This is a genomic window from Flavobacterium caseinilyticum (assembly GCF_004349085.1).
Lineage (GTDB): Bacteria > Bacteroidota > Bacteroidia > Flavobacteriales > Flavobacteriaceae > Flavobacterium > Flavobacterium caseinilyticum.
In genome coordinates this window covers 593,453-605,710 of sequence record NZ_SMFM01000002.1, presented here as the reverse complement: position 1 = coordinate 605,710, position 12,258 = coordinate 593,453, and the positions used below count along the sequence as shown (strand labels likewise).

The window sequence follows — 12,258 nt, the reverse complement described above, 5'->3', positions numbered from 1 at the left end:
ACAAAGGACAACAACATGGAACTTATATTAAGACAAGACGTTCAAAATTTAGGATTTAAAGATGATATTGTAACGGTAAAAAATGGTTACGGTCGTAACTTTTTGATCCCACAAGGTCATGCACATTTAGCTACTTCTTCTGCAAAGAAAGTATTAGCAGAAAACCTTAAACAAAGAGCGCACAAAGAAGCTAAAGTGGTAGCAGATGCTAAAGCAGTAGCGGAAGCTTTGAAAGCTATCGAAATAAAAATCTTTGCAAAAGCAGGTGGTGAAAAATTATTCGGTTCAATCACGAATATTGATATCGCTGAAGCTTTGGCTAAAGGTGGACAACAAATCGAAAGAAAATTCATCACAAGCGGAATCGTTAAACGTACTGGTAAATATACTGCCAACGTTCGTTTACACAGAGACGTTGTCGTTGAATTAGATTACGAAATTGTTGCTGAAAAAGCATAAATTTTTTAAATTTATATAATTAAATCCCGATGGAAGTCGGGATTTTTTTTGTTTAATCTGAACCTGTTTCAGATTCCTTAATTCATAAATAAAGAGCATCTTAAATAATTAAGATGCTGAAATAAATGCAGCATAAATGAAATACTCAAGATTAACAAAAGAGCAATTTGAAGAATTGAATCAGGAATTCAGTACTTTTTTAGCAACCCAAGCGATTGATAAAGCGGAATGGGATACAATTAAAGCTTCAAAACCAGAAGTTGCTGAACAAGAATTAGACGTTTTCTCTGATTTAATTTGGGAAGGTGTTCTTTCAAAAGCTACTTATTTAGAGCATTTTTCTAAAAATCATATTTTCCTTTTTCATTGTTTTGATACGCATGTTCAATCGATTGTTTTGAAATCATTGGTTCCTGAAGTTGATTTTTTGACCAAAGAAGGATTGCAATGGCTTAGCGATAATATGTTTACGGATACTATTGAAATGAAAGTTGGAAAAAAAGAGTTTACCGAAGAGCGTAATACTTCGATTTTTGAACTGATACAACAAGGTTCATTTTTAAGCGATGGACTTTTATATCAGCAAATAAATACAATTATAGCATCATAATTGCATTGCTATTTCTTTTAAATTGGTTATTTTAGTACACTTTTTCAAAACTAAAATAGCCAATTTTTATTTTCTATGGACATTCAAAATACGATTCAAAAATTAAGGGAAGAATTAAATCAACACAATTATAATTACTATGTGTTAGATAAACCTGTAATTTCTGATTATGAATTTGATTTGAAGTTAAAGCAGCTTCAAGAGCTCGAAAATCAATATCCGGAATATTTTGACGGAAGTTCTCCTACTCAACGTGTAGGTGGAACAATAACGAAAAATTTCCAAACTGTACCCCATGAACACCGAATGTATTCTCTTGATAATTCCTATTCCAAAGAAGAATTAATCGATTGGGAAAAACGCATTCAAAAAGTTTTAGGAGATGTTCCATTAGAATATACTTGTGAATTAAAATACGATGGTGCTTCTATCAGTATTACATATGAAAACGGAATCCTTAAACGTGCTGTAACTCGAGGCGACGGTTTTCAAGGAGATGATGTAACTAATAATATCAAAACTATAAAATCCATTCCATTAAAATTAAAAGGAAATTTTCCTTCTAAATTTGATGTCCGTGGTGAAATCATTTTACCTTTTGCCGGTTTTGAAAAAATGAACCAAGAATTAATTGAAATTGGTGAATTACCGTATTCGAATCCAAGAAATACGGCTTCCGGGAGTTTGAAATTGCAAGATAGTGCCGAAGTGGCAAAACGACCACTAGATTGTTTGTTGTATTTTTTAATTGGAAATAATTTGCCTTTTAAATCTCAATTTGAAGGATTAGAAACTGCCAGACAATGGGGGTTTAAAGTTCCAAAGGAAGCAAAGTTGGCGCTTAACTTAGATGAAGTTTTTCAATACATTGATTATTGGGACACTCACAGGCATAATCTACCTTATGAAACCGATGGAGTAGTTATCAAAGTAAATTCTTTTCATTATCAGGATGAGTTAGGTTTTACCGCGAAATCACCTCGTTGGGCAATTGCCTATAAATTCAAATCAGAACAGGTTTCAACAAAATTAAATTCTATTTCGTATCAGGTCGGACGAACAGGTTCTATAACTCCAGTAGCTAATTTAGAACCAGTACAACTGGCTGGAACTATTGTAAAGCGTGCCTCTTTGCATAATGCAGATCAAATCGAAAAATTTGATATCCGTGCAGGTGATACTGTTTTTGTAGAAAAAGGAGGGGAGATTATTCCTAAGATTATTGCTGTTGATTTGAGTAAGCGTCCTGAACATTCAGAACCAACAAAATACATCACACATTGTCCGGAATGCAATACAGAATTGGTCAGATCTGAAGGCGAAGCCAACCATTATTGTCCTAATTTTTATGGTTGTCCGCCACAGATTATTGGGAGAATCCAGCATTTTATTTCTCGAAAAGCGATGGATATTGAAGGTTTAGGAGGAGAAACAGTAGCTTTGTTATTCAATAACGGGTTGGTTCATAATTATGCCGATTTGTATGAATTAAAAGTGGAGCAAATTCTTCCTTTGGAACGAATGGCTCAAAAATCCGCAGAAAATTTGGTAAACGGAGTCGCTAATTCAAAAAATATCCCTTTTGAGCGGGTTTTATTTGCGCTTGGGATCCGATTTGTGGGAGAGACAGTGGCTAAAAAACTGGCTAAACATTATAAAAGTATCGATGCATTGAGTCAAGCGACTTTGATGGATTTAATTTTAGTGGATGAAATTGGCGAACGTATTGCGCAAAGTGTATTAGATTTTTTTGAAAATGAAGAAAATCGAAACATCATTGAAAGACTTAAAAAACATGGAATACAATTTGAAATCATCGAAAAATTAAATCCAAATGCAACAGTTAAACTTTCTGGAAAAACCTTTGTAGTTTCAGGTGTTTTTGAGAAATTTTCCAGAGACGATTTGAAAAAAGCAATCGAAGATAATGGGGGGAAAGTGGGAAGTTCTATTTCAGCAAAAACAGATTATGTTGTAGCTGGAGATAATATGGGACCCGCAAAATTAGAGAAAGCAAATAAGCTCAATATTTCGATAATCACTGAAGATGATTTTATGAATTTAATAAATGAAACTAATGCAGCTACTGACTAAGAAGTATAATTTTTCACAGGGAAACGCAATCGTTGGTCTGCTTTTTTCTTTTGCAATTATTGAAGTTGTGGCGGAGTTGTTTTCATTCAAAGTAATTCTGTTTGCATTTCGACCTTTGATAGCGTTAATGATACTCTATCTTTATTGGATTACCTCCAAGGAAAGAAGTGTTCTTTTTTTTATAACTATCTTTTTTTTGTTGCTTACCAGTATTTTTATTATTTTGGAAACAGAATTATTTTTAAAACTAGGATTAGTCGGAATAGTTATCCATCGTCTTTTACTCATAATCTATATTATAAAGTTGAATAAGGTCAAAGATTATATACCTATTCTAATAGCAATAATTCCTTTTGTATTTATTTTTTCTTATTTGCTTTCTATTTCGGATGGAATTCCAGAGGGAAGTTATTACCCTTTGTTAGTCCAAAATATATTAGTGTCTATTCTTGGCGGAGTTATTTTGTCGAATTATTTTATGACTGAAACTACAAATACACCGTGGCTGTCAATTTTTGGAGTACTATTTATAGCCTTGTATTTTACTGTTTTTATCGAGAAACTTTTTTTAAATAATTTGCCGCCAACCTATTTTAGACCATTGGGAATGGTTTTGTATGTAACGAGTTATTATGCTTTTTATAAATTTGTAATTGATACCGAAAAATTAAATACAAATGCAAATGAAAATAACGAATAAACTATTGAAGTTTATTTCAAATAAAAAAAATCGATTATAGTTACACTATAATCGATTTTCCTTCAAAAGCTTTAGCTTTATTGTTATCTACATAAAAATCTATTCGTCCTAAGTTAATGCCATAGCATCCTACCTGATTTACTAAAACTTCTTTGCCCAAAAGATTCTTCGCAACTGTAGGTTTGTCTAAAAAAGTATGGGTGTGACCGCCAATTATTAAGTCAATATCCTGAGTTAGTTCAGCTAATTTTAAATCAGAAATTTTATTAGGCTCATCTCTGTATCTGTAACCTAAATGAGATAAACAAATCACGATATCACATTGCTTTTCTTTCTTTAAAATCCGAACCATATCCTGAGCCGTTTCCACAGGATTATTGTACACGGTTTCTTTGTACATTCCTTTGTCAACCAATCCTGCAAGCTCTATTCCAAGTCCAAATACACCTACTTTTATTCCGTTTTTATTGAATATTTTATACGGTTTTACAAAACCATCCATTACTGTATTTTTAAAATCGTAATTGGCGGACAGGAATTCAAATTTAGCATGGGGCATTTGCGCATGCAAACCTTCAACACCATTATCAAAATCATGATTTCCTATTGTAGACGCATCGTACTGCATCATACTCATCAATTTAAACTCTAATTCGCCTCCGTAATAATTAAAATATGGCGTTCCCTGAAAAATATCACCAGCGTCCAATAGTAACACGTTTGGATTTTCTTTCCGAATCGTTTCAATCAAGGCTGCTCTTCGTGCCACGCCACCCATATTTGCATTGCGGGGATGATCCGCAGGGAAAGGATCAATATAACTGTGAACATCATTCGTGTGTAAAACCGTAAGTTGTCTGGTTTTTGCCGACTCAAAACTGCTCAATGATACACCTAAACCTATTAATGCTGAACCAGCAGCTGTTTTCTCTATAAATTCTCTTCTTTTCATTTTATATTTTTTTGGAGCTATTTCCCGCTTTTCGTTACAATCTTTTTTATCGTTAAAAAACGATAAAAAAGGATTTTCACTTCAATCAGGGCTAGGGCTTTATGTTTTCAAAATTACTTTCGGTTGTTTTATGCTTGTTTTTTATTCAACTGTAATTCTAACATCTTTTATTACAGGAATGGTATCCACTTCTTTAAAATAATCAATCAGGATATTTCGTAGTTTGTACTCTAAATCAAATTTTTGAACTCCTTTTTTAAAGAAATTCATATTGTCTCCGCCATTAGACAAATAATCATTAGTTCCTACATAATAAATGGTCTCTTTTTGAACAGGTTTCCCTTGAACTAAAATATTTTTGGCAACATTATTTTTATCAATAGTAAAGGTTACACCTGATAATGGATGTGGTTTCTTTTCAGTAATAAAAAAGTCGACCATCTCAAGAATTTGTTCTCCTTTTAATGCAATAACAACCAAACTGTTTTCAAAAGGCATAATTTCAAAAGCTGTTCTGGCTGTTACATTTCCTTTTGGAAGTATGGAACGAATCCCTCCGCTATTGAGCAAACAAATATCAATATTCTTTTGTTCTCTGGCTTGAAATACGATATTTCCTCTCATTAAAGTAACATCAGCCATCAAATTACCAATTGTAGTTTGCCATTTACCCGTGCTTTTATCCAATGTTTCCGGACAATAAGCCAGAACGCTATCTAAATCTTTGTTGATATGTTCCCGATATGGCTTTATAAAATTTTCAATTGCAGGAACTTGATTTTCCTTTTCAGTGATAGGAATTCGTTTTCCTTCTATTTTAGTGACGTAATTTTGTTTGCTGCAAGAGGCAACAAATAAAAATGTTAAGAATATAACAAAAAGTTTAGAAACGTCGTTATACTTTTTTAGATTTACCATTTTAAATGCGACTTATTTAATTAATTTTGTAATCAAGTAAAAGTAATATGTTTTTAAATTATATAAAGAATTTTTTACTAAAAAAAACATTAAAAAATAGCTTGCAAAATTTAAAAAATGATTTGTCAAATAATGTTGTGAAAACAATTGGTTTAGTGGTTGATGCCACTCGTTTTACTGAAACGGAATTACTAATCAAAGAGTTGATAGCTAACGGGATAAAGCCAAATGATATAACAACGATTCTTTACAAAGATACAGTCAGGAAAACAGCAGAGAATACATTTCCCATCTTCAATTCAGGACACATCACATGGAACGGAAAATTTTCATCAACTGAGTTAAATAATTTTGTCGATGAAAAGTTTGATTTGTTGATCAGTTATTACGACATAGAAATACCCATTTTGTTGCAAATTACGTATAATTCTGAAGCAGAATTTAAGGTTGGTTTTTCATCCATCGACAAACGATTAAATCATTTCATGATTAAAACAGAGGTAAATAGTTATCGCATTTTTGTAGGTGAGCTATTCAAATATTTAAAATTATTAAAAAAAATATAAAATAATATGCAATCATTAATAGGAACTGGTGTTGCTCTGGTAACTCCATTTAAACAAGATTTTTCAATTGACACCGAAGCATTAAAAAGAATTGTAAATTTTTCAATTGACGGAGGAATAGAATATCTTGTCGTTTTAGGTACTACTGCAGAAAATGCAACTTTGTCTCAGGACGAAAAAGAAATAGTTATCAATACCGTAATAGAAGCCAATAATGGCGCTTTGCCATTAGTTTTGGGAGTGGGTGGAAATAATACTTTAAAAGTAGTTGAAGAATTAAAGACTAGAGATTTATCTGCATTTGCAGCAATACTTTCCGTTTCGCCGTATTACAATAAACCGACACAAGAAGGAATTTATCAGCATTTTAAAGCAGTAGCTGAGGCTTCTCCAATCCCGGTAATTTTATACAATGTTCCGGGAAGAACCGCTAGTAATATGTTGCCTTCAACTGTTTTGCGTTTGGCTAATGATTTTGGAAATGTGATCGCTATTAAAGAAGCGGCTGGAGATCTTGTTCAGGCGATGCAATTACTAAAAGATAAACCAAAAGATTTTTTGGTAATTTCTGGTGATGATATGATTGCTTTGCCGATGGTTTTGGCAGGAGGATCAGGTGTAATCTCTGTTATTGGACAAGGCTTTCCTAAAGAATTTTCAGAAATGATTCGATTGGGATTGAATCGTAAAGTGGACGAAGCTTTCAAAACACAATACCTTTTGGCAGATTGTATTGATATGATTTTTGAACAAGGAAATCCAGCAGGAATCAAACAAGTGTTTCTGTCACAAGGAATTTCTGAAAACACAGTGCGTTTGCCATTAGTAAAAGTAGATAATTCACTAGCAAGCAGAATTGATGAATTTGTTGAAAAAATCAATAAGCAAGGGTAAAAAAAGTAGCTGTTTTTAAACAAAAAATATATTTTGAAGTCGCTAAATTATTAACTAAATTTGCCACCGCAACTTCGGTATGATTTTATAGGTTGTTTCAACCAAGAAAGCATAATAAAAGTAAAAAAATGAAAAAAATTATATATCTATTGCTTCTTGTCGCTGTTTTCAGCTCTTGTAATGAATATCAAAAAGCATTAAAAACCGAAGATGTCGCTGTAAAATTTGATATGGCAACTAAATTGTACGATGCAGGAAAATATACTAAGGCGATTCGTATTTTTGAACAAATAGCTCCAGCATACCGAGGGAAACCGCAAGCTGAAAAATTATTTTACATGTTTGCTCAATCCTATTATAAGACAAAACAATATTATTTAGCGGGTTTTCAGTTTGAAAGCTTTGTTTCAGGATATCCAAAAAGTGAAAAATTACAGGAAGCGGCATATTTGGGAGCAAGAAGCTACTCTATGTTGTCACCAGTCTATAGTTTGGACCAAACGGATACTACAAAAGCATTGGATAAATTACAAACATTTATTGATACGTATCCTAATTCTGAATACTTGTCAGAGGCTAACGCGTCTGTAAAAGTACTGAGCGAAAAAATAGAGAAAAAAGTATTTGAAAATGCGAAGGGCTATCATACGATTTCAGATTTTAAATCGGCAATCGTTGCTTTAGATAATTTTGTTGCTGACTATCCTGGAACGCCATTTAAAGAAGATGCCCTATTTTATAAATATGATTCTGCTTACCAATTAGCCATTAACAGTATTCCTGCGAAAATGGAAGAAAGATTAAATGTTGCAAAAGCGGCGCATTCAAATCTTATAAAGTTTTATGCGAATACCAAATACAAAAAAACAGCTGACGTAATGTTAGTTCGAATAGATAAAGATTTACAAAATTTTACTAAATAAATAAAGTCATGGATTTAAAAAAGACGAATGCTCCGGTAAATACAATAACCTACAACAAGAATGTTATTGAAGAACCTACTGGAAACGTGTATGAAGCGATAACCATTATGGCTAAAAGAGCAAACCAAATCAATTCTGAAATCAAAAAAGAATTGACTGAAAAACTGGAAGAATTTGCTACATATAATGACAGTCTTGAAGAAGTTTTTGAGAACAAGGAACAAATTGAGGTTTCAAAATTCTACGAAAAATTACCGAAGCCACACGCTTTAGCAGTTCAAGAATGGTTAGACGGTAAAATCTACCACAGAGATTCAAATAAATAATTGTACGATGTCAGTTTTAAGCGGTAAGAAAATTCTACTGGGAGTTTCTGGTGGAATAGCAGCCTATAAAACAGCATCATTAGTACGACTTTTCATAAAAGCAGGTGCACATGTCCAAGTGATAATGACACCTGCTTCTAAGGATTTTGTAACACCTCTTACATTATCCACGTTATCCAAAAATCCTGTATTTTCCAGCTTTTACAATCAAGATGACGAAAATGAAAAATGGAACAATCATGTTGAATTAGCACTTTGGGCTGATTTAATGGTTATTGCTCCGGCTACTGCAAATACATTGTCTAAAATGGCAAACGGTACTTGCGATAATTTATTGATTGCGGCCTATTTATCTGCAAAATGTCCTGTTTATTTTGCGCCTGCAATGGATTTGGACATGTACAAACATCCATCCACCATTGCTAATTTTTTCTCACTAACTGAATTTGGTGATGCTATAATTCCTGCAGAGACCGGTGAATTGGCAAGCGGATTAGCGGGTGAAGGAAGAATGGCTGAGCCAGAACATATTGTCGCGTTTATCGAAGCTGATGTAGAAAGCAGATTACCATTAAAAGGAAAAAAAATATTAATTACTGCCGGCCCCACATACGAAGCGATTGATCCTGTGCGTTTTATAGGAAATCATTCTTCGGGAAAAATGGGTTTTGACATTGCCTTAAGCGCTGCAAATCTTGGTGCTTCGGTGATTTTAGTTTCTGGGCCTACCCATTGTAAAGCAACGAATTCGTTAATACAAGTGATTCCTGTAGTTTCTGCTCAGGAAATGTACGATGCCTGCCATCACTATTATGCTAACGCAGATGTTGTCATTGCTGCTGCTGCAGTAGCAGATTATAAGCCTAAGAGGGTGGCTCTGCAAAAGATAAAAAAGAGTGCGGACGATTTCAACATTGAAATGGAGAAGACAAAAGATATCTTGGCTTCTTTAGGACAAATTAAAGAAAATCAGTTTTTAATCGGTTTTGCATTGGAAACAGAAAATGAAATTGAAAATGCAAAGTTGAAAATTCAGAAAAAAAACTTAGATTTGATAGTTCTAAATTCTCTGCAAGATAAAGGAGCAGGTTTTGGAAAAGATACAAATAAGGTTACCTTTATAGATAAGTTTTTTACTGTTGAAGCGATGGAATTGAAATCCAAAGAGGCAGTTGCCGATGATATATTAAATAAAGTAATAGCACATTTTGATGTATAAATTAGTTACTTTTCTGGTATTAATGACTTTTGGGCTTACACAAGCGCAACAGTTGAATTGTACTGTCACAGTAAATGCACAACAATTAAGTAATGCAAATCTGCAGGTTTTTAAAACACTAGAAACATCAATTAGTGAATTTGTAAATAAAACGGATTGGACAGGCCAAAGTTTTAAACAAAATGAAAAGATTAATTGTTCTATGTATATTACGGTTTCTACAAACACTGCCGATCAATTTACCGCTACTCTGCAAGTGCAGTCATCAAGGCCAATTTTTAACTCCTCCTACTCATCGCCTGTACTAAACTACAATGACAAAGACTTTAGTTTTAGATACACGGAGTTTGAAAATTTAATTTTTAATCCAGCTAGTTTTGATTCGAATCTAGTTTCTGTAATTGCTTTTTACAGTTATATGATTTTGGGAATGGATGCTGATACATTTGTTTTGGAATCTGGAAATCCAAATTTTGATATTGCTCAAAACATTTCAAATGTAGCGCAACAAGGAGGATCAAAAGGATGGAGTCAGGCAGACGGAAATCAAAATCGTTATTTTTTAATAAACGATATGCTATCGCCAACATTCAAACAAATCCGACAATCTATGTTCGAATATCATAGCGGATTAGACTTAATGAGTCAGGATTCAAAATCTTCAAAAGAAAAAATAAAATCGTCGTTGATAAGTTTATCAAAATTAAATGCATCCAGACCCAACGCGTTTTTAACCCGTGTCTTTTTTGATGCTAAATCTGATGAGATCGTTTCCGTATTTTCTGGTGGTCCAAGTATCACGATATCAGATTTAGTCGATAATCTGAATAAAATATCCCCTTTGAATTCAAGTAAATGGGTGCTAATAAAATATTAATTGTTCTTCAATTTTTTAGTTTAATCGATAGCTTCCACTCACAAAAAAATATATAGATGATAACGTCACTTTCGATAAAAAACTATGCTCTAATAGAAAAATTGACTATCGATTTTTCAAAAGGGTTTTCAACGATTACGGGAGAAACCGGTGCAGGAAAATCAATAATTTTGGGCGCATTGGGTATGGTTTTAGGAAAAAGAGCCGACTTAACTTCTTTAAAAAACAAGGAAGAGAAATGTATTATAGAAGCTCATTTTGAAATTTCTAAGTATAATCTGCTTTCTTTTTTTGAATCGAATGATTTGGATTATGAACCGGAAACAATTATTAGACGTGAAATTCTGCCGTCGGGAAAATCAAGAGCTTTTATAAACGACAGTCCCGTAAATCTTCAGGAACTTCAGGAACTGAGTCTGTTTTTAATTGACATTCATTCGCAACAGCAAACTCAGGAACTTTCCGATCAAAATGTGCAGTTCGACATTATCGATGCTATTGCAAGCAATAAAGAGTCGATTTTGGACTATCAAGTTCTTTTAAAAACCTATAAATCCGATAAAGCTAAATTGAATTCGCTGCTGAAGAGACAAAGTGAAGCGAGGCAAGAGCAAGAATACAATACTTTTTTGTTGGATGAATTAGTTACAGCCCAATTAAAATCTGGCGAGCAAGAGACTCTTGAGGCTAATTTTGAACAATTGAACAATGTTGAGATTATAAAAGAATCGATTGATAAATCTTTAGCTATCGCTAATGATGAACAAATTGGAGTCTTGAATAATTTGAAAGAAATTAAAATTTCATTACAAAAGATCGCTCCTTTTTCAACAGAATACCATTCTTTGTTAGAAAGAATTACAAGTTTAACAATCGAGTTTAATGATATTTCAGATGAAATGAACCGCTGCTCAGAAAAACTTATAAATGATCCGGAGCAATTGGATTTAATTAGCCAAAAGCTACAGGTTATTTTTAATTTGCAAAAGAAACATCAGGTAAATACGGTGGATGAATTACTGGAAATTCAAATTAACTTAGAAAATTCAGTTTTAGAATTAGGAAATATAGAAGAAGAAATTAAAGCATTGATTCAATCAACCGAACAAAAAACAGTTACATTAGACGCAATATCTGCTATAATTCATAGTAATCGCTTAGAATCTATTCCTGTTCTATCTCAAAAACTGATTGCGATATTAGAAACCTTGGGAATGCCGAATGTGCGCTTTAAAATTGAACTTAACGAGACTTCAACTTATTTTCAAAATGGTAAAGATGAACTTCAGTTTCTGTTTTCTGCCAATAAAGGAACAGATTTCGGTTTGTTGAAAAAAGTTGCTTCTGGCGGGGAAATGTCCAGAATTATGCTGGCTGTTAAAGCAATTTTGGCACAATATTCAAAATTACCAACATTGATTTTTGATGAAATTGACACTGGTGTTTCTGGAGAGATTGCTATTAGAATGGGTGAAATTATGAAGGAAATGAGTCACGAGATGCAAATTTTTGCCATTACTCATTTGCCCCAAATCGCTGCAAAAGGAAATGCACATTTCAAAGTATTCAAATCAACTGATGGTGAGAACACACAATCCGAATTGAAGTTATTAAATGGACAAGAAAGAGTAGCCGAAATTGCCCAAATGTTATCTGGAACGGTAGTTTCAGAATCGGCCTTAAATCATGCTAAAGCCTTGCTGAACTAATATTTTGCTCT

General features: G+C 33.1%; 13 protein-coding genes. 11 read left to right on the top strand and 2 right to left on the bottom strand.

Going from position 1 to position 12,258, the window contains the following annotated elements:
- Nucleotides 1–15: 15 nt before the first annotated feature.
- The 4 genes from rplI (at nt 16) to E0F89_RS07305 (ending at nt 3,863) form a co-directional block, all read left to right on the top strand.
- Complete coding sequence (gene rplI / locus E0F89_RS07320; RefSeq protein ID WP_131909155.1) at nt 16–459, top strand: 50S ribosomal protein L9; 444 nt, start codon at nt 16–18, stop codon at nt 457–459.
- 136 nt (nt 460–595) lie between these two features.
- Nucleotides 596–1,069, top strand: a complete 474-nt coding sequence (locus E0F89_RS07315; protein ID WP_131909154.1) for a DUF6495 family protein — start codon at nt 596–598, stop codon at nt 1,067–1,069.
- A 75-nt stretch (nt 1,070–1,144) separates the two neighbouring features.
- Nucleotides 1,145–3,163: an NAD-dependent DNA ligase LigA gene (gene ligA / locus E0F89_RS07310; RefSeq protein ID WP_131909153.1), complete on the top strand. Its 2,019-nt coding sequence runs from the start codon at nt 1,145–1,147 to the stop codon at nt 3,161–3,163.
- The gene (locus E0F89_RS07305) at nt 3,138–3,863 is read left to right on the top strand and encodes a hypothetical protein (protein WP_131909152.1); all 726 of its coding nucleotides are present in this window, start codon (nt 3,138–3,140) and stop codon (nt 3,861–3,863) included. The genes ligA and E0F89_RS07305 overlap by 26 nt, the downstream gene beginning before the upstream one ends.
- 40 nt (nt 3,864–3,903) lie before the next feature.
- Here the strand turns inward: E0F89_RS07305 and E0F89_RS07300 are convergent, their stop codons facing one another.
- Nucleotides 3,904–4,815, bottom strand: a complete 912-nt coding sequence (locus tag E0F89_RS07300) for a bifunctional metallophosphatase/5'-nucleotidase (protein WP_131909151.1) — start codon at nt 4,813–4,815, stop codon at nt 3,904–3,906.
- A 141-nt stretch (nt 4,816–4,956) separates the two neighbouring features.
- Nucleotides 4,957–5,733: a 5'-nucleotidase C-terminal domain-containing protein gene (locus tag E0F89_RS07295; protein ID WP_131909150.1), complete on the bottom strand. Its 777-nt coding sequence runs from the start codon at nt 5,731–5,733 to the stop codon at nt 4,957–4,959.
- 47 nt (nt 5,734–5,780) lie between these two features.
- On the opposite strand from E0F89_RS07295, the gene E0F89_RS07290 reads away from it, so the two are divergent.
- From E0F89_RS07290 to recN, 7 genes are all read left to right on the top strand, one after another.
- Nucleotides 5,781–6,299 (top strand): DUF6913 domain-containing protein, encoded by a 519-nt coding sequence (locus E0F89_RS07290; protein WP_131909149.1) that lies wholly within the window; start codon nt 5,781–5,783, stop codon nt 6,297–6,299.
- 6 nt (nt 6,300–6,305) lie between these two features.
- On the top strand, nt 6,306–7,193 hold the full coding sequence (gene dapA, locus E0F89_RS07285) for a 4-hydroxy-tetrahydrodipicolinate synthase (protein ID WP_131909148.1): 888 nt from the start codon (nt 6,306–6,308) through the stop codon (nt 7,191–7,193).
- 128 nt (nt 7,194–7,321) lie between these two features.
- Entirely contained in the window at nt 7,322–8,116 is a 795-nt protein-coding gene (locus E0F89_RS07280; protein WP_131909147.1) for an outer membrane protein assembly factor BamD, read from the top strand.
- An 8-nt stretch (nt 8,117–8,124) separates the two neighbouring features.
- The gene (locus E0F89_RS07275; protein WP_035671643.1) at nt 8,125–8,442 is read left to right on the top strand and encodes a DNA-directed RNA polymerase subunit omega; all 318 of its coding nucleotides are present in this window, start codon (nt 8,125–8,127) and stop codon (nt 8,440–8,442) included.
- A gap of 7 nt (nt 8,443–8,449) precedes the next feature.
- The gene (coaBC, locus tag E0F89_RS07270; protein WP_131909146.1) at nt 8,450–9,661 is read left to right on the top strand and encodes a bifunctional phosphopantothenoylcysteine decarboxylase/phosphopantothenate--cysteine ligase CoaBC; all 1,212 of its coding nucleotides are present in this window, start codon (nt 8,450–8,452) and stop codon (nt 9,659–9,661) included.
- On the top strand, nt 9,654–10,538 hold the full coding sequence (gene porD, locus E0F89_RS07265) for a type IX secretion system protein PorD (protein WP_131909145.1): 885 nt from the start codon (nt 9,654–9,656) through the stop codon (nt 10,536–10,538). The genes coaBC and porD overlap by 8 nt, the downstream gene beginning before the upstream one ends.
- Nucleotides 10,539–10,594: 56 nt before the next feature.
- The gene (gene recN / locus E0F89_RS07260) at nt 10,595–12,247 is read left to right on the top strand and encodes a DNA repair protein RecN (RefSeq protein WP_131909144.1); all 1,653 of its coding nucleotides are present in this window, start codon (nt 10,595–10,597) and stop codon (nt 12,245–12,247) included.
- Nucleotides 12,248–12,258: the final 11 nt, after the last annotated feature.